17 protein-coding genes are annotated in these 23,415 nt (G+C 53.2%); 7 read left to right on the top strand and 10 right to left on the bottom strand.

What is annotated here, in order from left to right:
• Positions 1-104: 104 nt before the first annotated feature.
• From clpB to CCALI_RS01415, 6 genes are all read right to left on the bottom strand, one after another.
• On the bottom strand, positions 105-2,732 hold the full coding sequence (gene clpB, locus CCALI_RS01440) for an ATP-dependent chaperone ClpB (RefSeq protein WP_016481690.1): 2,628 nt from the start codon (positions 2,730-2,732) through the stop codon (positions 105-107).
• A 93-nt stretch (positions 2,733-2,825) separates the two neighbouring features.
• On the bottom strand, positions 2,826-3,761 hold the full coding sequence (gene rnz / locus CCALI_RS01435) for a ribonuclease Z (protein ID WP_016481689.1): 936 nt from the start codon (positions 3,759-3,761) through the stop codon (positions 2,826-2,828).
• A gap of 6 nt (positions 3,762-3,767) precedes the next feature.
• Positions 3,768-4,673: an aldo/keto reductase gene (locus tag CCALI_RS01430; protein ID WP_016481688.1), complete on the bottom strand. Its 906-nt coding sequence runs from the start codon at positions 4,671-4,673 to the stop codon at positions 3,768-3,770.
• A gap of 53 nt (positions 4,674-4,726) precedes the next feature.
• Positions 4,727-5,611, bottom strand: a complete 885-nt coding sequence (locus tag CCALI_RS01425; RefSeq protein WP_016481687.1) for a sugar phosphate isomerase/epimerase family protein — start codon at positions 5,609-5,611, stop codon at positions 4,727-4,729.
• Between the two features lie 58 nt (positions 5,612-5,669).
• Positions 5,670-6,515, bottom strand: coding sequence for a GNAT family N-acetyltransferase (locus CCALI_RS01420; RefSeq protein WP_016481686.1), 846 nt, complete (start codon positions 6,513-6,515; stop codon positions 5,670-5,672).
• Between the two features lie 7 nt (positions 6,516-6,522).
• On the bottom strand, positions 6,523-7,176 hold the full coding sequence (locus CCALI_RS01415) for a riboflavin synthase (protein WP_016481685.1): 654 nt from the start codon (positions 7,174-7,176) through the stop codon (positions 6,523-6,525).
• Between the two features lie 251 nt (positions 7,177-7,427).
• On the opposite strand from CCALI_RS01415, the gene rimO reads away from it, so the two are divergent.
• From rimO to CCALI_RS01385, 6 genes are read left to right on the top strand one after another with little or no spacing between them, the layout of a single operon-like run.
• Positions 7,428-8,873, top strand: coding sequence for a 30S ribosomal protein S12 methylthiotransferase RimO (rimO, locus tag CCALI_RS01410; protein ID WP_016481684.1), 1,446 nt, complete (start codon positions 7,428-7,430; stop codon positions 8,871-8,873).
• 22 nt (positions 8,874-8,895) lie between these two features.
• Positions 8,896-10,794, top strand: a complete 1,899-nt coding sequence (locus CCALI_RS01405) for a hypothetical protein (protein WP_016481683.1) — start codon at positions 8,896-8,898, stop codon at positions 10,792-10,794.
• A 9-nt stretch (positions 10,795-10,803) separates the two neighbouring features.
• Positions 10,804-12,291 (top strand): glutamate--tRNA ligase, encoded by a 1,488-nt coding sequence (gene gltX / locus CCALI_RS01400; RefSeq protein ID WP_016481682.1) that lies wholly within the window; start codon positions 10,804-10,806, stop codon positions 12,289-12,291.
• A gap of 24 nt (positions 12,292-12,315) precedes the next feature.
• Positions 12,316-13,038 carry an amidohydrolase family protein gene (locus CCALI_RS01395; protein ID WP_016481681.1) on the top strand — a complete coding sequence of 241 codons (723 nt, stop codon included), beginning with the start codon at positions 12,316-12,318 and terminating at the stop codon, positions 13,036-13,038.
• 6 nt (positions 13,039-13,044) lie between these two features.
• Positions 13,045-13,782, top strand: a complete 738-nt coding sequence (locus CCALI_RS01390; RefSeq protein ID WP_016481680.1) for an amidohydrolase family protein — start codon at positions 13,045-13,047, stop codon at positions 13,780-13,782.
• Positions 13,783-13,832: 50 nt separating this feature from the next.
• Positions 13,833-14,681, top strand: a complete 849-nt coding sequence (locus CCALI_RS01385; protein ID WP_016481679.1) for a sugar phosphate isomerase/epimerase family protein — start codon at positions 13,833-13,835, stop codon at positions 14,679-14,681.
• A 93-nt stretch (positions 14,682-14,774) separates the two neighbouring features.
• Here the strand turns inward: CCALI_RS01385 and CCALI_RS01380 are convergent, their stop codons facing one another.
• Genes CCALI_RS01380 through CCALI_RS01365 form a run of 4 tightly spaced genes read right to left on the bottom strand, consistent with a single transcriptional unit; the run spans position 14,775 to position 20,739 of the window.
• Positions 14,775-16,238 (bottom strand): DUF1501 domain-containing protein, encoded by a 1,464-nt coding sequence (locus tag CCALI_RS01380; RefSeq protein ID WP_016481678.1) that lies wholly within the window; start codon positions 16,236-16,238, stop codon positions 14,775-14,777.
• Between the two features lie 12 nt (positions 16,239-16,250).
• Entirely contained in the window at positions 16,251-18,788 is a 2,538-nt protein-coding gene (locus tag CCALI_RS01375) for a DUF1549 and DUF1553 domain-containing protein (RefSeq protein ID WP_052572300.1), read from the bottom strand.
• A gap of 19 nt (positions 18,789-18,807) precedes the next feature.
• Positions 18,808-20,262 (bottom strand): WD40 domain-containing protein, encoded by a 1,455-nt coding sequence (locus tag CCALI_RS01370; protein WP_016481676.1) that lies wholly within the window; start codon positions 20,260-20,262, stop codon positions 18,808-18,810.
• 21 nt (positions 20,263-20,283) lie between these two features.
• On the bottom strand, positions 20,284-20,739 hold the full coding sequence (locus CCALI_RS01365; RefSeq protein WP_044948758.1) for a c-type cytochrome domain-containing protein: 456 nt from the start codon (positions 20,737-20,739) through the stop codon (positions 20,284-20,286).
• Between the two features lie 451 nt (positions 20,740-21,190).
• Between CCALI_RS01365 and CCALI_RS01360 the strand changes: the two genes are divergently transcribed.
• A complete protein-coding gene (locus CCALI_RS01360) occupies positions 21,191-23,242 on the top strand; it encodes a choice-of-anchor tandem repeat GloVer-containing protein (protein WP_016481675.1) in 2,052 nt (683 codons plus the stop codon).
• Positions 23,243-23,415: the final 173 nt, after the last annotated feature.

Genomic DNA, 23,415 nt, shown 5'->3' with positions numbered 1-23,415 from the left:
GCAGTCCTTAAAAATAGTTGCCCTTTGGGCATCCATCGTTTCGTTTACCGCTAAAAAGAAAGGGGAAGCGGTAATAGCCCCGCTTCCCCTCGCTGTTGCTCCCTTTAACTTCCCACGACCGTTGTCTCAATGACCTCCGGCGCACGCTGGAAGGAGAGGACCCCTTCTGCGTTTGCGTCTACAAGAATATGGTCACCTTCACGGAACTCGCCGGCCAATAGTTTCTGAGCCAATGGGTCGGCGATCAACCGTTGGATTGCCCGTTTAAGCGGTCGCGCCCCATATACCGGGTCGTAACCCGCCAGAGCAACCGCCTCGCGTGCCTTGGGCGTAAGTGTTAGGGTGATCTTCTTTTCGGCCAAGCGTTTGCGTAAAAGCCCGAGTTGTATCTCTACAATCTCTCGAATCTCTTCCATCGTCAAGCTCTTGAAGAGGATGATCTCGTCAATGCGGTTTAGAAACTCCGGCCTGAAGTGAGCTTGGACCGCCTCCATGACCCGCTGGCGCATGAGAGCCGGGTCGGTGAGCGCAAGTTCCTGGATAATGTGACTTCCGATATTCGAGGTCATGATGACCACGGTGTTCCGGAAGTCCACCGTGCGACCCTGTCCATCGGTCAATCGGCCATCATCCAAAAGCTGCAGCAACACGTTGAAAACATCCGGATGCGCCTTTTCGATCTCATCAAAGAGAATCACCGAGTAGGGCCGGCGCCGTACCGCTTCCGTCAGCTGACCTCCCTCCTCATAGCCCACATATCCCGGCGGGGCACCGATCAGTCGCGCCACCGAGTGCTTCTCCATATATTCGCTCATGTCAATGCGCACCATGGCGCGCTCGTCGTCAAAGAGGAACTCGGCCAACGCACGTGCCAACTCCGTTTTACCCACACCGGTCGGGCCGAGAAACATGAAGCTGCCGATGGGTCGGTTCGGATCGGCCAAACCGGAGCGTGAACGCCGTACAGCGTTAGCCACCGCCGTAATCGCCTCATCTTGACCGACCACACGCTGGCGAAGTCGCTCCTCCATGTGGAGCAGCTTCTGCATCTCACCCTCCAACATGCGGCTCACGGGAATGCCCGTCCATTTGCTGACGATCTCGGCGATATCGTCCGCTGTTACCTCCTCTTTCAACAGGGCCTGACCACCCTGCTGCACCTCCCGAAGTTCGGCTTGTTCCTGCTCTAAGCGCTTGTTCAGCGCGTGCATTACCCCGTACCGAAGCTCAGCGGCTTTCGCTAAGTCGCCCTCTCTCTCTGCAGCCTCCGCCTGCAACCGAGTCTGCTCGATCTCCTGCTTCGTCTTGCTGATCTTTTGGATCACCCGCTTCTCATTCTCCCAACGAGCCTTCAGTTGTGCCGACTGCTCGCGCAGTTCGCTTAACTCCTGCTCGATCTTTGCAAGACGCTCTTTGCCGGCTTCATCGGTCTCCTTCGACAACGCCATACGCTCGATCTCTAACTGGCGTATCCTGCGCTCCACCGCATCAATCTCTGCCGGCATCGAGTCGATCTCGATACGCAGACGTGAGGCAGCTTCATCCACTAGATCTATGGCCTTGTCTGGCAAAAATCGGTCGGATATGTAGCGATGCGAAAGCACCGCTGCTGCCACCAGAGCGCTGTCGGTGATGCGCACGCCATGATGAACCTCATAGCGCTCCTTCAAACCTCGCAAAATGGCGATTGTGTCCTCTACAGATGGCTCGCCAACGTAGATCGGTTGGAAGCGTCGCTCAAGAGCGGCATCTTTCTCGATGTGTTTTCGGTACTCATCGAGCGTGGTGGCACCGATGCAGCGCAGTTCACCGCGTGCCAACATCGGCTTCAGCATATTGGAGGCATCCATGGCGCCCTCGGCTGCACCTGCTCCAACAATGGTGTGGATCTCATCTATAAACAGAATGATGGAGCCTTCAGCACGCGCGATCTCTTTGAGAACAGCCTTTAGGCGCTCCTCAAACTCGCCACGATATTTCGTGCCTGCAATTAAAGAGCCGAGATCAAGCGCGATGATGCGCTTATTACGTAATCCCTCAGGCACGTCTCCTTCCACAATGCGCTGTGCCAAACCCTCTACAATAGCCGTCTTCCCGACTCCAGGTTCTCCAATTAAAACCGGGTTGTTCTTTGTACGCCGTGAGAGCACCTGAATAACACGGCGTATCTCTTCATCACGCCCGATCACCGGGTCTAACTTCTGCTTGCGTGCCTCTTCGGTTAGATCACGACCATACCTCTCCAAAGCTTGGTATTTCTCTTCGGGGTTGGGGTCAACAATCCGCTGATTCCCGCGCACGTCGCGTAATGCCTGCAATAAGTTGTCCTGCGTTACTCCCTGCGCTTTAAGAAGCCTCGCCGCACCGCTCTGGCCGTCCGCAACGATACCGAGTAACAAATGCTCTGTGCTTACGTACTCATCCTGCATCCTCTCGGCCTCTGAAAACGCGATGTTAAAAACGTTGCGAAGGCGCGGGGATATCGTTGATCCATGCTCCGCCGAGCCGGAAACTTTAGGTAGCTTCTCAATCTCCGCTTCAAGTTGACGTTCCAGCACCGGCACGTTCACTCCGAGTTTCTGAAGAATAGGTTGAGTTACACCATCCGTCTGTTGAAGCAAAGCGGCAAGCAGATGCTCAACGTCAATCTGCACGTTCTGATGTGTCACAGCCTGTTGCTGGGCGTCCTGCACCGCCTCTTGAGCTTTGATGGTCAATTTATCCATGCGCATAGGGCATCCCTCACACTCTTCAAAGTTAGCGTCTCGTTATAATACTACATTAGTGTGATATTATAAAGTTCCTGCCCGATATCGCCTCCAAGCTCATTGCGGCTCACGACGAGGCACCTCATAAACCATAAAGTCATAGGCCACAAGGGTGTTGGGGAAAACCGCCTGCGCTTCCTGCAACAGCGTATTCATCTTATCACCGGTTTCGTAGCGCGCACTAAAGTGGGTCAAGATCAAGCATCGCACCTCGGCCTCGGCCGCTGTCCGTGCCGCCATCTCAGCGGTGGAGTGCATGCCGCGTTTGGCATGCTCTAACTCCTCATTTGTATAGGTTGCCTCATGAATTAACAGATCGGCTCCTTTGGCTAACTCTACAGCTTTGGGTGTGTAGATGGTGTCTCCACAATAAACCACCTTGCGCCCTGGACGCGGTGGTCCAACAAGAGTTTTGCCATCAATAATGCGGCCATCCTCTAGCCGAATCACCTCCCCTGCTTTTAGCCGTCCATAGAGGGGGCCCTCGGGTATTCCAAGGGCCCTCGCGCGCTCCACATCAAAACGCCCCGGCAACGGCTTCTCTATTACCGCATAGCCGTAACACTCTATTCGATGCCGCATGGGGGCTGCCCAAACTTCAAACCGCTTATCTTCATAAATCAAGCCGGGGCGAACCGTTTGTACGGCAATGGGGTAGTTTGGCCGCGAACGGCTGATATCCAACGATAGCCGAACATACTCCTCTAACCCGACCGGCCCATACAAGGTAACGGGTGTGGTGCCACCGTTTTGCATTGCTCGGCTTGCTAGCAGCCCGGGTAGTCCAAACAGATGATCGCCGTGGAGATGAGTAATGAAAATGCGCTCGAGATGACTCAATCGCAATGGAGAGCGTAAAATCTGGTGTTGTGTCCCCTCCCCACAATCGAACAGCCATAGGACACCCTGCTCCGGAAGCTGTAGAGCCACGCTGCTTACATTGCGATTGCGAGTCGGAGCCCCAGAGCTCGTCCCAAGAAACGTTATTCGCATATGTCGCTAACTAAGGGATACCCAGTCGGCTTCGGCCACCTCCTTCCAGCGCCTACGTATCGCCTCAATCTGCTCTGGTTCTAACCCCCCTGCCTCCAGTAGTTTGGCATTCTGTTGCCAGCGCTCCGGCTTCGTTGTGCCGACAATTGCCGTATGAACCCCCGGTAACCCGATCACGAAACGAAGTGCCGTTGCTGCTGCCTCTTCAGGATCGTCCAAAAAACTGTACTGAAGTTTCTGCAGACGCTCCCAGTAAGGCGCGATATAGCCGTTTGAAGGCCGCTCTTTATAAAGCCATACTGCATTCGCTATGGGCCGCTTTACAATAACGCCGATGTTATTCTTCTGGGCCACCGGTAGCAGGAGATCGATGCCACGCTGGTCGGCAATATTAATCGAGGTTTGTAAAGTATCGAAAGCACCACATTCAAGCGCGTAGAGTGCGGCCTCATTATCTCCACTGTAACCGATAAAGCGCGCCTTGCCAGCATCCCGCGCCCGTTGCAGCACCTCGATGACCTCTCCGCGTTGTAAAATCTCGAGCGAGCATGTATGAAGCTGAATAAGATCCAGATAATCCGTGCGTAAGCGCCTCAAACTCCTCTCTATAGACCTCTCTAGCAAGGTCGGGCTCCAGTCAGGGTAGTCTAGCCCGGAAGCATGGCCACACTTGGTGAACAGATAGCACTCGGATCGCCGATGTGCAATCGCCGCACCGATAAGCTCTTCGCTTGAAACTTGGCCATTGGAGTAGCACTCAGCCGTATCAATTACGTTCAGGCCGGCATCCAAGGCACTGTTGAGCAGACGTTCCACAATGGAAGCTTCTGCTCCGAGGTAGCCTATCTCCGCGCCACCAAACCCAAGCACACTGACCTCTAAACCGGTCTTTCCTAAAACTCTTCTTTCCATATCCGTTCTCTCCTTTCTCGGCGAAATTGTCCTTCCAATCGAGAGGCCACACCTCACGCGATCTGAATAAGCCTCTCCAAAAACTGGCGTCCTTTGCGTAAATTCGCTCGTCTTTCCGCCTCAGTATAGCGCCCCAACGACTCGTCCTCCACACAGAGATCGCGAGAATATCCTGCCTGCTTCAACAAACGTACATAGCGGCTTAGGTCAATATCCCCCTCGTCTATTGGCGAGACATAGCGCCCATACTCATAGCCAATGGAGCGTTCGCTTTCTCGGATCTCTTCCGGATAGGCAATGTTTTTAATATGCGTATGCTTCACATCACCAGCGAAACGCTCAAAAATGGCATAGACCTTAGACAGAGGCCAACCGCGCCAGTAGAAGTTGCCCGAATCCAATGTTAACCCTAAACGAGGCGAATGGACAGCGGAGAGCACATAGCCCAGAAAATCCGGGTCGTTGCCAACACTTCCGTGGTTCTCGATTCCTAAATCCACTCCGATGCCAGCCGTACGCTGTAGTATCTCGTTTAAAGCGCTAACAACAAGGGTTTGGGCTTCCTCAGCAGCTCGATGGGGCTCCCCTTTCAAAAGCGGGTCAATCCGAACGACTGGTATGCCCAACTGAGCAGCAGCCTCCACGGTGCGTACCGCCCAAGAGACCTCAGCTTCTCTATCCGCGGCGTTGAAGTTGTTGCCCATACAGAGAGCGCAAACCTGCACGTTCAGGCTTTCTGCCTGGCGCTTCAGCTCTGCTAGCTCCTCCGCGCTGGAAACCCGAAGACGCTCCTTACCCTCTACCGGTAAGAGCGCCGGCACCGTGTCATCGCGAAGCACCAACAGCTCTACGGCTTGATAGCCTAAATCCTTTAACCCTTCTCCAAGCTGCTTGTACCCCGCAGCGAAAACGATCTCATCTCGAATAGAGACAAACATAGGACCTCCACCTTCGATTTCTTGACACAAAACCGATACATTCTACACTTTTTCTGCCCTATTTACGACCCGATGCCTCCTGCGTATCCTCCAAATAGAGTAGGCCCCACATCGAGACCTCTCTAAAACCTAATCGCCGGTACAATCTGCCAGCCACGGGGTTCTCGTAAAACAGACAGGGCAACTTGCCGTCTTTTTGGAGATCTAAAGCCAACGCCGCCGTACACGCCGCCGCATAGCCATGACCACGCGACTCGGGCCGCGTATAGACACCTCCGATAAGCCCAACATGTTGACTTTCCACGTTTAGCAGGGCACAAGAAACAATCCGCGTTGCGGAGGGTTGACCCATCTGCTCCTCCACCACAAACACCCGACCGCTGGAGAGCTTACTCATAACGTTTGGACGGCTCCGATACATGTTGCCCGCCCCAGCATAGAGATCGGCTAACTTATCGAGGTCAGCTATCGTCGCTCGACGTGCTAGCCTCAGAAGCGACTCCTCACACTGTGGTGGGCTGTCCAAACGCATAAACGGACTCACCTCCAACCCTACAACGCGGTAGCGCCGCAAAGCAGCCCGCAAACCATAGATCGTCTCTAGAGACCCCCTTGCGCCTAATAGTCCCTCCTGACCGTCTATAATAGAAGCGAAACTTGCCGCCGTGCGTCCGTCTCTGTCTACAACGACCACCATATTTGCATAGCGAAACAGTACCCCCTCCAACCTCCCTTCGTCAAAGGCTCCCCACGAAGGTAACGCTCCATTTTGGTATCCGTAAACCTCTAGGTTAACGCGAGAGGTAAGGAAGCGGTTTACATCGGTATCAAAAAGGCGCGCACAGGCCTCCGCGTCCGCTGCAACCAGAGGACGTACCTGCAGTGCAGAGGCCTCACGCGCCATCTGTCTCTCAGCACCCCTTCTCAAAGGACTTCACGTAGTCAGGCAAGACATCCATTAAAAGCCTCTCTACATACTTTCCAATGAGATCGCACTCCAAATTCACCCTATGCCCTGGCTGACCTTTTCCTAACGTCGTCGCCTCACAAGTGTGCGGGATGAGCCAAACCGTAAATGAATCGGGCGCTACCGAGGCAACGGTCAAACTGACACCATCTACGCAGATGGAGCCTTTCTCAACAATATAACGCCGCAATGCAGATGGGAAGGTTATTTCCATGATCCGAGCGTTTTCGGCATCTTTGACCTCTCTAATACGCCCTACTCCATCCACATGTCCCTGCACAATATGGCCGCCGAAGCGCCCATCCGCCTTCAGCGGACGCTCCAAATTCACTGGATCGCCGTCCCGTAGGTCGCCTAAATTCGTTCTGACCATCGTCTCAGGAACAACATCGAAACGGAGAATCACACCTCCAACATGTGCGTCCCGGCTTATCTCCTCTCTGCCCACAACGGTAAGACAGCAGCCGTTTACCGCTAGGCTATCTCCCACGTCCGTGCCTTGGCCTGTTTTCGAGACCTCTATCTCGATTATAGCCGATCGCTCCCTGCTCTGCACAGAAACGACCGTTCCGATCTCTTCAACAATGCCCGTGAACATACAATACCACCCACCTCCTCTTTCCTAAACATAATACCGTATCCCCATTCGTTTCAACCTATCCAGTCGTCGGAGGGCTCCGTGTTGCTACGATGTGGTGCAGCAGAGCACCGGACACGCCATCTCGCGTTTGGGGTATACTTAATAGCTCGAATCAACATTGCAGCATTATTTGGGATCGCCGGCATCTTGCTGGTCAATCCAGAGCGTAGATAAAATAACTCGAACGAATCCATATCGCGGCAGTCGCCATGTCTCAAACCCAAATAACAGTAGACAAACGCACCATAGGTCTTATTAACCTAGGCTGTGCCAAAAACCAGGTAGATAGCGAGGAGATGCTAGGCCTTCTAAAAGAGGAAGGCCACACCGTGCGTTTCATTCGCTCCCCCAAGGAGCTGGCCTCTATCGCCGCCGATGTGGTTATCATCAACACCTGTGCATTCATCGAATCGGCACGCGAAGAGTCGATCAATACCATCCTCGAAGCGGTTGCTCAAAAACAACAGGGAAATGTCAAGAAAGTTGTTGTGGTCGGCTGCCTTGCGCAAAGATACCCTCAAGAACTGGCCGAAGCCATTCCTGAAGTGGATGCTTTCCTAGGTACTGGACAGATCGAGCGCATTCCAAAGATCACCCAACAGGTACTTATTCGCCCTAACCAACTTGTGGAAACCGTCTCTAAACCACACCACCGCTGGGTCAACATGCCAACAAGGGTGCGATGGGGCACGCCTTGGTCGGCCTATCTTAAAATCTCCGAAGGCTGCGACCACGCCTGCACTTTTTGCGCCATCCCCTCTTTCCGTGGTCGCCATGTCAGTAAGCCCTTTGAAAAAATCATCGAAGAGGCGAGCTGGTTAGCGGCTCAAGGAGTACGCGAGCTGAACCTGATCGCCCAAGATTCAACGCAGTACGGTTACGACCTTTATCAGCGCCCCCGACTGCCCGAACTACTTAGAGCCCTTTCAGAGGTGGATGAGCTGCACTGGATTCGGCTCTTCTATTGCTATCCATCGCGCGTTAACGACGAACTTATTGAAACGCTGGCAACGACATCGAAGATATGTCACTATATTGATATGCCTCTCCAACATGCCGACGACGCCATCCTGCGCAAAATGCGTCGTCCCATGAGTTATCAGGGCTATATGGAACTTCTTCGGAAATTCCGTCATGCTATGCCGGATGCCGCCATTCGCACAACCTTCATTGTGGGCTTTCCTGGTGAAACCGAGGCGCACTTTGCAACCCTGGAACGTTTCCTTGAAGAAGCCCAATTCGATAGAGTCGGGGTCTTCACCTACTCGCTCGAAGAAGGCACACCGGCCGCCACCATGCGCCCAAAGGTCTCTGAACGAGTCAAACTTCAACGACGAGAACGGCTTATGGCGCTCCAACAGACCATCTCTTATGAGCGTAATCGTCAGTGGATCGGACGAACTCTAGAGGTACTTATCGAAGGACGCTCACCTCTCGATCCAACGATTGCGGTGGGGCGTTCCTTCCGTGATGGTCCTGAGGTTGACGGCAAAGTCTACGTGAAACGCTGTTTCGCCCAGCCCGGTACCTTCGTTACAGCCCGAATAACGGAAGCTCGCACTTACGATCTGATCGGCGAGCCTCTTGAGTCACCTACAACAACGTTAACACATACATCACTGCTATCTACAGCGAAACATTCTATAGCTAGCTGAGCTAGCAAGGGGGAATATAAACGTGGCCACTGCCGCACCACAAAAACCGGAAGAACAAAACAAAGATCTCACTCTGGCCTCGCTCTATGCTGCCGACCTCATCTGCAACACATTGCTGCAGGCCGGAACAGCGCTACGCACCATAGATATCGCTCGTGACATCGCCCTGCCCGAGTTCGATGCGAAACTAGCACGCGTCATCCTGATAACCCATCGTGAGCGGTTTACCCTTGACCCAACTCAGAATAATCAGCGTGTGGCACCACGCGAACGGCGATGGACACTTTGGCTGCGGTATATGGATACCTCGCATTCCTTCGACCGGAATCTGCAGCGCATTCTTTTGGAAGCTGGCCGTCCACTCCGTATCGAAGTTCTTGCACGAGAAATGAGCGCGATCTACCATCGCCCCCAAGAGGTCTATGACGACATTATCCGGCGCTACGTCATAGATGGAAAACGCTACTTCCATGTTGAAAATACTACCATCGCCCTTACGAGCTGGCTTCTCGAAACGGAAGCTAGCCTTGAAGCCATCTTCAGCAAAACGCAGCAGGAGCGCGAAGAGGAGATCCTCTTCGATAACTTCTTAACCCCTGAAGAGGTCGGCCGCTATCTGCCTCTTGCCGAAGAGCTAAAACTGTTGTCAAACCCCATAGAGAAAATTCCTCTTTTTCTCGATAGGGTAGATGAACCGGTAAATGGTAAAGTACTGCAGTTTCTCGCCTACCATCTCGATCCAGAAAATTTCGACGCCCGCAAATTCTATACAGCCATCTACCGCAGCGGTGCTTTTCCGCTTCAGGGCAATCTATGGATAGGGTCGAAAACTGAGACTCGCCTGCGAGCGCTCTTCCCCATACTAGCTGAACAAGAGGTGGGCGATGAGGTTGAACTACAGAAGGAACAGGAGATTCTACCCCTCGAGCTCACCGATGAAGACAAAGAAATCCTCGTGCAAAAGGTGCTTCAGTCTGAAGGAACAACTTTTGCCAACAAACTTCTTGAAGAGCACTTCGAAATACCACCCTCTTACCCGACATACCAACAAGATCTGCAAACCGTTACCGAAGCGCTCAAAGAGGACCCCAGAGTGCTGTGGGTGGGTAGCTTGAGGTTTCGCCCGCAAGGCTCCCTTCCGCCATACGTCTATACGGTTCCTTCTATTCTCCACTATCCACAAGAGACTTACTTCGATGCCGATGGCAACCCCATAGATGTCCTACTCGAAGATGAAGGCTTCGACGGCAATCTCCGCCAGGAGATCCTTAACCCACTCGCCCAAGACGTACTCGATGAGGAAGAACCCCTTCCTGAACCGGACCCTAACCCGCCCACAACGGCCCGAGCGGTGATTAAATATCATCACAAACAGATCGGAACCATGCCGCTCTGTCAGTTTCCACCAGGCTTTTTCCCACCAAAGCCTACTATCCTGGAAACCGAATTCATGCTGCCAGGGGGGCATACAGCGCAGATCTGGGTCAACAACGAAACGCGCCTTCTTTATGGCCTTTTCGACTGGTTCTCGACAATTCCAATCGATTCAGGAGCCACCTTTACCCTCGAACGCCAAGCTCCGGATCGCTACGTCGTTAACTATAACGATGAAAGTGAACCAATTATGTTCATTAGCCGCAACCGCATCAATGAGTTGCTTGAGCTTCAACAACGCGCAGAAAACGAGCAACTCCCCAACTTTGAGATTTTGCGACACATCATGGAGCACTATCGAAAAGGCATCGAGTACCTTACCCTGCTTACCGAAGCAAACGTGGTACGCCGTATGAAACGCCGAATGGTTGCCTCGATTCTCTCCGGCTATCACTGCTTTTTCCAACGAGGCGGCGTATGGGTCTTTGATGCCCGCAAGCTTTCTCAGGGCTTCGACCGTTCTAAACGCAAATACATAATCCACTAAGGAGAATTTATGCCGGTTCGCGTCCGCTACGCGCCAAGCCCCACGGGCTCACCTCATGTGGGCAATCTGCGCACCGCGATATACAACTGGTTGCTCGCCAAAAAAGAGGGGGGGCAGTTCATCGCTCGCCTGGAAGACACCGATCGCACCCCCGAACGTTACGTTCCTGAAGGCGTGTGGGAGATCGAAGAGAGCCTACGCTACCTCGGCATCGTTCCTGACGAATGGTGGGTCACCGGCGGTCCTAAAGGTCCTTACATACAAAGCCAACGGCTCGACATCTATAAAGAGTATGCAGAAAAGCTCGTGGCCGAAGGAAAGGCCTACTACTGCTACTGCAGCAAGGAACGCCTGGAAGCGATGCGTAAAGAGCAACAAGCACGCGGCGTCCCCACCGGTTACGACCGGCACTGCCGCGACCCTCAACGTCGTGAGCAGATGCGTCTGAAGCGCCTAAGTGAAGAGGGCGTTGAACCAACCCCCGTGATTCGCTTGGCCATGCCGCTCGAAGGCCAAACGGTTGTGCACGACCTCGTGCGGGGCGAGATCGTCTACGAAAACCGCTCACAAGATGACCAGATTCTTCTGAAGTCAGACGGCTATCCCACCTACTTTCTCGCCTGCGTCGTGGACGATCATCTCATGGGGGTAACCCACGTTATCCGCGGGGATGACTGGCTCTCTAGCGCCGCCAAATTTATGGCCGTGATACAAGCTTTCGGTTGGGAACCCCCAAAACTGGTGCATCCTCCTCTCATACTCGGGCCCGATCGAAAAAAACTCAGCAAGCGTCACGGTGCCACACAATTCATGGAGTTTGTACGCGAAGGCTACCTACCTGAAGCCCTCTTCAACTTTCTCGTGCTCCTCGGATGGTCTGCCGGAGAGGAGAATCGCGAGATCATGAGCATCCCCGAAATCATCGAACGCTTCTCTCTTGAAGGACTTTCGGAACATCCTGCCGTTTTCGACTACGACAAACTGCGCTGGATGAACGGTTACTACATTCGTCACAGCGAACCAGGTCGTATCGTCGGGATGTGCCTGCCCTACCTCATAAAGTCCGGCCTTATCTCCGATCCACCCAAACCAGACGAGTTAGAGATGGCGCGACGTGTCATCCCTCTTGAAATGGAACGTATGAAAGTTCTATCTGAAGTCACCGATCTCGTCGGCTTCTTCTTTCAACCGCTTGACTACCCACATGGCTATGAGGAAAAAGCGGTGGCAAAATGGTTTGGGGTTCCTCATCTTAAACCGATGCTTGAAATGGAGATCGAAGCCTATGAAGCTCTACCAGAATGGAAGCAAGAGAGCCTTGAAAAAGCCACAAGAGAGGTTGCCGAGCGGCTTCAAGTGCCCTTTGCTCAGGTGGTTCATCCTACTCGCGTCGCTACAACCGGTCGTACCGTAGGCCCTGGGCTGTTCGATACGCTATGGGGCCTAGGGCGTGAACGTACTCTTATGCGCCTACGTCGGGTGCTACAAAGAGTGTAAGCGCTCTTCTCTCAGAGAAACAAAATGCCTGACATTACGGATGTTAATACCATCGTTGGGCCACTGCCCTCTGCCGGAGCCGATCTCTCGGTAGAGCATCTTCTCGAACTCATGGCAAAACATGAGATAGGACGTGCTTTTGTATGCTCTACCGTCGGAATCAGACTCTCCCACCAAATCGGCAATGCCATTACACGCGCAACGTGCTTGGATACGCCCGCGCTCTTACCCGCGGCCTCCCTCAATCCGACACACTATTTCGGAGATGAACACGAGCTGCATCAGTTGAAGGAGGATGGGTTTCGCCTTATCCGGTTCTTCCCCTTTTCGCAGGGCTGGCCAGTGAATCTGGCCTCATTCCGCGCTCTCCTACGGGCGCTGCGCCCCCTCGCTCTTCCTTTAATGTTCCAGATTCGACGTATGGGAGATTGTACTCTCCTGCAATCCCTGCTCAACGATTACCCTGCCACTATCATCCTTTCCGACGTGGACAGTAGTACTGTAGCGGAGGCTATTGCCGTTCTTAAAGAACAGCCCAACTGGTATCTAGAAACCTCCCATCTGCTCGCTCCAGGAGCGGTTCGACTGGTGGCTAACCATGTGGGGGCCGAAAGAGTCTTGTTCGGGACAGAAGCCCCCCAGCGGCCCATCGCCTCAGTCCTACGCACTCTGGAATTTGCCGAGCTCTCCACTCAGGAGCTAGAACTGATTCTGCATCGTAATGCAGAACGTATCTTTTCACTGTGAGGCACTATGTCTGTTATTGACTGCCATGTCTATATAGAAGGTAGCCCGATACCTTCGACCAACCAAACGGCTAAGACCCTCGCAGAGCTTCTTGCGGGAAGAGGGATCGATCAGGCCATCGTTATCTCTACGCGTGCTGCCAGGCTCGATCCGCTTTCTGGGAACACCATTCTCAAAAATATGCTGGAGCAAACCAACGGTTTGTACGGCTGTCTCGCTACCCACGTCCGCAACCAGGAGTCCTCTATTAATGCCGTGCGCGATCTTCTCGGCCACCGCCGCTTCCTCGGGGTACTGCTTACCGGCGATGATCCGGAAGAGCCGCTCCATCCCCTAAGTGCAGACGAGATTCTTAATGCCTGTCGCCGCTTTCAAAAGCCGATCTACCTTCATGCCCCTAATCGGCTCTGTGTGGAGGTTGGTCTAGAACTTGCCAAACGCTACCATATGCATCGTTTCGTGCTGCTGGGAATGGGAGGCCCCGACTGGAGAACCGCTATCATGGCGGCCCAACAGGCCTCCAACATATTTCTCGAAATTTCGGGTATGCTCGATCTAGGCCGCATCCCGGCGGCCATCGAGGCTGTCGGCTCTCATCGTCTACTGTTTGGCAGCGGCCTGCCCAATCTTGACCCCGCAGCGATCATAGGGCTTCTCGAAGACGCCGAGATCAGCCCCTCCAATCGCCGCCGCATTCTTTCGGAGAATGCAGAAAAACTTTTCCAGCTGGAACTAGGTGCGTAAAAAATGCAAACTCCTCTCCATAGGAGTAAATCTTTTTTAGGAGGTTTCTCATGTTTGTTGGCATTCTCACCGCCCCCTTCTCAGGTGAACCCCTCGAGGTAGTGGCCGCTTTCGCCGGAGAGCATCGCTTCGGTAGTCTCGAAATTGTTGCCGGGCCAGGCAGCAAACATATAGATACCAATAACTTCACTCCAGAAAGGGCGAAAGAGGTACTTACCCTCATGGAAAAACGCAACCTGCGCATCTCCTCTCTTGCCGCCTATACCGACCTCACCGCAGCAGACCCGGAACGACGCCGTACAAATATTCAAACTGTCTACAACGCCATTAGTATCGCGAAAATGCTGGGTGTAGATGTGGTGTGCACTATGGCTGGTTTGCCGCCCAACGGTAAAGATCGCATGAAAACCATCGAGGAGGACTGCACGGTGGTGTTTCCCCCTCTGCTGGAACATGCGGAAAAGAACGGGGTGAAGCTTGCTCTCGAAAACTGGACGGCCACGAATATTCAGAACCTCGCGCACTGGAAGCGGCTCTTTGAGCTTATTCCTAACAAGAATTTCGGTCTAAACTTCGATCCCTCCCACCTCGTCTGGCAAGGCATAGACTACATTGAAGCCGTAGATCGCTTCGCTGACCGTATTTTCCATACGCATGGAAAAGACACTGAAATCAAAGAGCACGTGAAACGTGAAGTGGGGATTCTTGGTCATGGTTGGTGGCGTTACGTGATCCCTGGCTTAGGGGTCATCCGCTGGGGAGAGTATATCGCCGCCCTTCGCCGTAATGGCTATGATGGGGTGATCTCCATTGAGCACGAAGATAGTGCCGTAGAGCGCGAAGAGGGCTTCTTGATTGGCAAGAAGTATCTCGACCAGTTCATCGCCTACTACGCCTAAGGTCTCCTCCGAAGCCTACAAGCAATAACAATAAAAAGCCTCTGAAGAGAGAGTCCCCTTCAGAGGCTTCATCATTAACAAACGAATCGTGAACTAAAACAACCCCAAGATCGGCTTCCCACTCACCAACGGTCGAGGCTGACCCAGATAGTTGGTCACAACTGTATCTGGTGGTATGCCCAGTGCATGATACATCGTCGCGAGTATCTCCCGAGGATGCACGGGGTTCTCCGCCGGTGAAGAACCTGTGGAGTCCGATTTTCCATAGACTTGGCCTGGTCGAATACCGCCTCCGGCAATGAGGGCTGTGTAACAATAAGGCCAGTGGTCGCGTCCATCGGGTGCATTGGAATTTCCCGAAGTCGAAACACCAAGCCGCGGAGAACGTCCGAACTCACCTATGGCAATGACCATGGTCTCTTCCAACAACCCTCTTTGGTGCATGTCTTCCAACAAGGCAGAAAGGGCGCTGTCGAGCTTGGGGCAGTGTAGATTGCGCAGCGGCCCGAAATTGGCAGCATGGGTGTCCCAGGCTGTTACTCGCGGATCGCCGTTGGCAACAGAAGGCCAGTTCACCTGCACAAATCGCGTACCGGCCTCGATGAGACGACGCGCCATCAGCACCGACTGGCCAAAAACATGGCGCCCATAGCGATCGCGCACCTTATCCGGCTCCTCTTTAAGGTCGAACGCCTTTCGCGCTCTCCCCGACAGAATAAGCCCCAATGCCTTCTCATAGTAGGAATCCAACTGATAGTTACTTACCGCCTTTTCCAGCGCCGGCATGCCCGAATCGATCAGCTTCCTCAGCTCAACACGTTTGGCCATGCGCGTTCGCGTCACCTCGTTGGCGAGCTGCAAATCCGCAATTTGGATTTTGTCCATTGCATTCGGATCGGTGTCGGCATTTGGCGGGTAGAGGGTATAGGGGTCGTAAGCACGCCCTAGAAAACCCGCGTTGCCTGCCTTGCCGATCACATTGCTCTCCTGCAGCGGGCGCGGCAACATGACAAAGGGCAACATGGGCACATCCGGGGGCTTGAACTCCACCACTCGGCACCCTACATTCGGGTAGTCTGCCGGAGAGGGCGGTTGCAACTGTCCAGATGGAGATACGTCGGTCGCCTGCTCTCCTGTAAGCATCTGGTACATGGCCGCCGTATGGTTGAACAGCCCGTTTGGCGTGTAGGAAACCGACCGAATAAGGGTCGCCTTGTCCATCTGCTTTGCCAGTAGGGGCATCACCTCTGTCAGCCAAATGCCCGGAACATTGGTTCGGATGGGCTTGAACTCTCCACGAATGTTATCCGGTGCATCTGGTTTGGGGTCCCATATATCTATGTGACTTGGCCCCCCTTGCAAGAAAATGAGGATAACCGATTTCGCTTTACCAAAGCCAGGCTTGTCCGTAGGCTTCGCAATAGAGCTTGCTTTGGCTTCTAAGGCCAAAAACTCCGGAAGGTAAAGCCCTAAAATAGAAGAGCCCCCGATCCTTAAAAGCTCACGGCGGGTTATGCCGTCACAGTCTCGAGTATGATTACCTGGAATAGAAAGCATGGCAATGCCTCCTTAATGGTTAAATAGGAATGCAGGGCTGTTGAACAAAGCCCACATCAGGTCCTGAGCGGCCTGTGCGCGGTCGCCTGCCTTTCGGAAGTAACTGAGCGCCGACTGCATCTCCTTTGGCGAGGGCGGGCGTGACAGCGTGGCCAGGAAAATCTCCTCAATCATCTCTTTGTCAGAAAGCTTCTCTTTAATCATCTTCGCAATGCGGCCGTCTGGAGCTGAGAGCGCTCGATTTACCGTCGGCCCGTTGATGAGATCGAGAGCCTGCACGATCCCCATATTGCTATTGCGCTCACATTCACAGGGCGTTTGGCGCGTGGGCCGTCCGAACAGATCAAGGAAACCATCGCTACTATCCTGATTTACCCCTGGCAGCTGTTGCGCGGTAAGACTTGGCGGAGCCCCCACATAATCGGGCTTGACTCCCGCAGCAAGGTTAATCGCATCGTAAAGTTGCTCCGCATCTAAACGCCTGGGTATAAAATGTGAGAAGTTGATATCGTCATCATCGTTCCATTTGTTGGTGACAATTGAGGACTGATAGGTTCGCGAAAGCACGATCTGACGCATTAGGTAACGCATATCGAAGTGGTGCATCACGAAGTCTTGTGTCAACGCCGCAAGCAGCGCTGGGTTAGAGGGCGGATTGTCGGCACGAATATCGTCCACAGGGTCTATAATCCCTTTGCCCAGGAAATAGCTCCATAGGCGGTTGGCCATCGCCATTGCGAAATAGGGGTTAGAGGGCGACGTCAGCCAAGCGGCGAAAGCCTCGCGTAAATTTCCATGATACTCCGCCAGGTTCACCTGCCCGAATGGCGGTATCGGTTTCGCAGGATCGTTTGTTCGCGGGTTGATCACCTCACCGCTGCTCTGCTCATAAAACACCATGTCGTCTGGTCGTGGGCCTGGCTTGCTTGTCATATGGGCAAAAAAGGCCCCTAAATTGTAATACTGGTTCTGTGTCCATCGCTCAAAAGGATGATCATGACAACGGGCACAGGAGAATCGAATGCCTAGAAACAGCTGGGTTATATCCTCTGTTGCCGTACTGGTATCTGAAATAACCCGGAGGTAGTTTACCTGCGGGTACGCATAGCAGTCTCCTGAAGAGGCTATGAGAGCGCGCACGAACTGATCATAGGGCATATTACGAGCGATCGCAAGATGAATCCAATCGCGGAATTTGCGCTCGCCTTCGGGTCCCATATACTTGCTATTGCAGTCCAAAAGGTCACACCACTTATTAGTCCAGCGGTCTACGTAAGCAGGCGAATTAAGTAGCCTATCAACCAACTTGGCGCGCTTCTGCTGGGTTGGTGTTGGATCAGCCAAGAAGGCCTTTACCTCTTCTGGAGTGGGAGGTAACCCGGTTAAATCTAAACTTACCCTGCGAATAAAGGTGGCATCATCGCATACAGGGGCGGGCAGCAGTTTCACCTTGCGAAGCTTGGCATCCACCAACCTATCAATATAGTTAAACTCCGGAGCTCCTGTCCAACGATAACCACTCCGATCGCCTAACACAGTGATGTTCACGGTGGAGAACAGTCCCTCATAGCGAACGAGCAAAGCAGCTTCTCCACGGCGCACAGCACAAAGCGTGCCAAGTTTATCTACCGATGCGACGGAGGGGGTGTTGCTGGAAAGAATGGCCTCGCGCGTCACATCCCGCGTGGTGCCGTCGGGATAGTGTGCGATAACCACCATCTTCTGATGCATACCTGGAAGGGTTAAGTGAGGCACACTCGGTAAGACGATTAAGCGGTCGGGTCGGCTTACTTTTCCTACGTCTGATCGCACACCCTGGGCGATCCAGGCCTTCAAGATACGATAATAGCGCGATCCCATCGGTAACACGAGCCCTCCGCGATGGGGCACCGTTTCCGTAGGCTTCAGCAGCATAAGGCTGCGTGCCGGGTCTGTTCGGTCGAAGCGACGCCCTGAAACGTCATAAACTAACGAATGATAGTCGAAAGCCGGGTCGTAGCCTCTTAAAGACAGTCGAAAGCCGTTCTTCCCATGTGCCGCTCCATGACACATCCCTGCATTGCACCCGATCTTACTCAGAATCGGCTCGACATCGCGCATAAAGCTGATCGGAGGATCTATAACACTCTTAACTGTGATCGGCACAACAGCCTTTTTCTCTCCTACCGAAACGATAAGCTTTGTATGCCCCACACGAATCGGATGCAGAAAGCCCTCAGCATCCATACGCACAAGGGGCTGTAGTACGCGCACTCGAGCTATCGGTGAGAGATCGATCGCGTAGCCAGCGGAGGTATGCCCCGTCACAATGAAGGTTCGCGCATCCCTCGCATTATTGAAAACTAGGGCCGACGGCTGCACCTCAATGGAAATAAGTGAGAGCGAGGATGTCGGTCTAAAAGAGATCCCCTGCCCACGTTTTGCAGCCTGAGCGCTAGGAATCGCCAGCGTCATGAAGCCGATCACCATAAAACTCACTAGCGGCCACATAAGAGCGGCAAAGCCCTTGGGTGTACACCTCTGAATAAGAGACCTCCATATGTTGCTCATGTCACAATACCCCTTCTGCCTAACCATGATGTCCTCTCCGTTGCACCGATAACACAGAGCGATTGGGTTTGCGGATGGGCACGGGAATAAACGCACGTAGTAACCGACCGCTTTGCACGTCATAATAACGCACATAGCCGTCAAAACCAGCGGTCGCCAAAACCTTCCCATCCGGTCGAAATGCGAGCGTAAAGACCGCCCCCCGCACCGGCGGCAGGCTCAACTGCTTGGTTCCACTGTTCACATCGTAGAGGTTAACCGTTCCTGCTTCCGATGCGACAGCACACAGGTTTCCGGTAGGATCGAAGGCCAATGCCGTAATGGTATCCGGCTGTCGCTCGAAAGCACGAATGAGGTTATGATCTTCGTTGTTCATGGTGCGGGCCTCGGTACGAAAGATCTTATAGAGGCGCGGAATACCATCGTCGCCCCCACAAAGTACCTGATCTTGGCCCGGTCTCCCTACCATACATCGCATCGGAGTGGTATGGGTATTGATATCGTCAATGAAAGAGCCGGTTTGCACCTGCGTGAGTTTCAACGCTTCGTCCCGGCTTGCGCTTACCACATACTTCCCATCGCGCGAAAAGACGGTGCCAAACACCCAGTCCGTATCGTTTTCCAGCATCATAATCTGCTTGCCATCGGGCACGCTCACGACCCGCACCGTATTATCCGCGCCTCCAAAGGCAAGCTCCTTATCGTCGGGCGATAAAGAAGCGCCGAATAGAGTGTCGTAGGTATAGCGCACCGACCGAATCTGTTTATAGCTCGACACGTCCCAAAACTGTATCTCTCCAAAGCGCGCCGGTGACCCTCCCACAGCGATCAGCAGCTTACCGTCTTTCGTGAACACGAGCGACTGAAGTCGCTGAGCGTCCCCCACAAGGCGCGCCTCCAAAGCTCCATTATCGGCGTTCAGCAGTAATACCTCATGATAGCCTGCAACGGCCAACGTCTTTCCATCGGGACTGAATGCCACAGCGCTGATGACTGGCGAGGAGGTATACACCGGCGGGTGCGCCGCATCATAGGCAGAATGCTCAGCAGGAGTATCGTCCACAGCGCCTTGAGCGATCCAGCGTTTAAACAGCTCTATTTCAGCCTTGGAAAGCGGCGGCCCTCCCTGAGGCATCAGCTCCGGTTTTCCTTCCAAATAGCCTATCACCAGACTCTTTTCCGGATGCCCCTTTACAAAAGCCGGGCCGTGTGCCCCTCCTTTCAGAAAGTCGGCATAGGAGATCAGCATCAGATGGCCACTGCGCACGTTCGGCTGATGGCACCCTTGACACTTCGCCTGCAGAATCGGCTTGATCTGATGATAAAAACTTACCCTCCCCTCACGACTGCGGGGCACAGCAGAAGGCTTTGCAATGTGGGGTCTTGGAGGAACGGCGAGGCAGAGCCATACAAGTCCTGCCCCGCCAAATACGACGATCAATGATATCAGATTACGAATGACGCTTGGTCGCATAAGTCAGCTCTGCTCTAATTTTTAGCGATGCGATACCTTTTGTTGAGAAGGTTTGCCGTGCGGCTTCGGCGTGTCATCCACAGCGCCCTGGGCTATCCACTTCTCGATAAGCGCTATCTGCTCCTTGGGCAACGGAGGCCCGCCCTTAGGCATCAGCATCGGTTTGCCGTGCAAATACCCAACGATCAGGCTCTTTGCCGGCTGCCCTTTGACGAAAGCTGGGCCGTGCGCTCCTCCCTTCAGAAGTGCAGCATAACTGGTGACATCGAGCATTCCTGCATGGTTGGCTGCGCTATGGCATGGCAAACACTTCGCCATAAGAATGGGACGAATTTGGTGATAATAGCTCACCTTTTCTGCGTGAGGAGCAGGGTGTGGTTTTTTCTTTGGCGGAGCGGCAACACAGAACCACCCTAGCCCCACAACGCTTATCCCTATAAGGCTCGTTAGAAAGACATGACGTTTGAAATGCATCATCAAACCCTTTCTTTATCTTTTCTTGTCTTATTCTACCCTCACTCCAATTTTCCTGCTTGCTCTTTTTTTATGAAGAAGGCCGATAGTAGTTCTAAGTAGTTTGAATCCTTCGACACAAAAAAGTTACAAAAAAAGAATAGCCAAACTCTTCTAGATCTTCTTTCGGATGCATGCCCATGCCTAACTAGCGCCCAACCTATCGGCATCTCTGCCTTTACCCTCGATTTCTATTTCCTGCACACATTCCAACTACCGAAAACCCCTTTGACCACAAGCTTGAGCCAATAAACCAGACAGACATAGAATGTAATTTTTTCTCCTGATGTGTGCATACATTTACTTGTATATGAAAATACACTGTGATATAATAGTTGTTAGAGGCTCTGGATAACTCCCTCTCGTTACCACGGCCTCTGCTTACCAATTAACCTGTTCGCAAAGGAGAAGACACATGCATGCACAGAAACACTCGACCCCTAGGGCCGTAGGAATGCTCGCCAACGGAGCAACACCTCTCTCTGCACCCTCTGAGATTGTCGTCTCAAAAGAGAGAAAGGGGATTTCCACACCCCAATTCCACCTCCGACGCACGCTGCGATTAGTTATGGGGATGCTTGCTGCCCTCCTCCTCTTAGGGCTTTTCGGGCAAGCCCACAGGGCGCAAGCGGAGGTTCCTGCCGTGACCATTTATGAGTTCGGCAGCAACTTCGATGATGGCTACCATCCGACAACCCTTCTGCAAGGCAAAGATGGAAAGCTTTACGGTACAACCGAGGGGGATTCCGTCGTCGGGGGAGGCACAATTTTTCGAATGGATCTGGATGGTTCGCACTTTCAAGTGCTCCACACATTCGACTTCTACGCCCAATCAATGCCAATCAGTCTGATACAAGGCCCCGATGGCACCCTCTACGGGACAGCTGTCCCGCTCAATCCCTATTCAGACTATGATTTAGGGTACCACGGCTATGTATTTAGCCTTAACCCAGATGGGTCTAACTTTCAGGATCTACACGACTTCAATGGCGACGATGGTGATTACCCAGACAGTCTCGTGTTAGGGAACGATGGGCTTCTCTACGGAACGTGTAGAGCCGGAGGTTCAAACGGCACTGGCACGATCTTTGCGCTAGCCACGGACGGCTCGTTTTTCACTAAACTCTATGACTTTTCTGCCTTATATGCAGCAAGGCAAAATCCGGATGGGGCAGCTCCAACTCATATCATCCAGGACAACTACGGGCTTCTGTTTGTAACGACCCTTGAGGGTGGAAACAACGGCAACGGCACCATCTTCTGCTGTGACACCGAGCCTTTCGATGTACATTTCACTTTCTACACGTTTTCGGCCACTAATGCCAGCGGACAGAATTATGACGGGGTTGGCCCTAGTTTCATTCTGCAGGGTCAGGATGGCTACTTCTACGGTACCTGTTACGGTGGAGGGTCAAGCAGTCATGGTACCCTCTTTCGGCTTTACCCCACAGGCTCTAACCTAACAGTGCTCCATGCCTTTTCAGGAGGACCAGATGGTGACAAACCTGTTTACTTTCTTCAAGCCGCCGACGGCACATTGTATGGAACGACGTTCCAAGGCGGCGCTACTGGAGATGGTGTTGCCTATCGCATCAGCCCCTATGGGACTGGCTTCCAGGTGATCCATTCATTTGATGCAAACTTCAGCCCAGGAAGTGGGCCAGGCCCTCTCATTCAAGCCAACGATGGATGTCTCTATGGAGAATGCACGTTGGGAGATAGTAGCATATATGGTAGCGTATATCGAATAGGGCCTAAGATATTCTATATCCTGCCCAATGTTATCCACATCCCATTCATCCCTCCGCCAGGCAATCCAGTCCCACCCTCCCCTCCCATAGGCCCTGGGCCCGTCTCTGGCGGAATATACATGTTCATCGTAGGGTCGGGCCTCACTCAAGACGACATCGTGGAGTGGACGCCCTCTGACATGCCAAACGTACGCATTCCCATCGACCCCATTGAGGTCTCTCGTGACGGGCGCTACCTGGCCTGCTTCATCCCAAGCACCCTCCTAACGACCCCAGGCATTGCTTCCGTCCAGGTCTATGACCCCGACAGCGGTCTTACGTCCTTGCCTCCTGATCCCTGCTACCTCATCGGAGATAGGGAGCCGCCAAGGCTCATTCTGAGATTCATCGAAATCGTCCGAAGACGTTCGCCTACAGGAGCTCCCGGCGCTGTAACCATTTACCTGCAGATCCGGAACGTAGGGCCTGGCACCGCCTATAATGTCCTCCTTAACTCCGCACAACTCACCGATAGCTCCAATAAAACATTTAAACCCCTTGGAGCTCTGCCCATCCCCCTCGGCAATATGGCGCCGAACACCGCAACGTTCCTTAGCCTCACCTTCCCATCTTCGGTCTCCTCGGGGAACGCAATGCTGCTGGTGAAAGGCAGCTATGTAACCGGTCTAGGCCAGAAGGGCACGTTCGGAGGCTCTGCCAAACTCAAAGTCCCCTAGCCCCTTTCGTGTCCATAAACGCGTTGTTGTTGCGGGCAGTACACGGTACTGCCCGCAACCTTTTTATCTTGACTATTCCAAAACTTAGAATCGTCTAAGCTTGTCACAACTTTGAGGGGAGACACTTTGCCGCTTTGGTATACTCTAACAGATTTGAGGTTTAGAGAGGATTT

The organism is Chthonomonas calidirosea T49 (assembly GCF_000427095.1).
Taxonomy (GTDB): Bacteria; Armatimonadota; Chthonomonadetes; order Chthonomonadales; family Chthonomonadaceae; genus Chthonomonas; species Chthonomonas calidirosea.
Note: the sequence above shows the minus strand (reverse complement) of the source record. Positions and strands in the feature narration are given on the sequence as shown.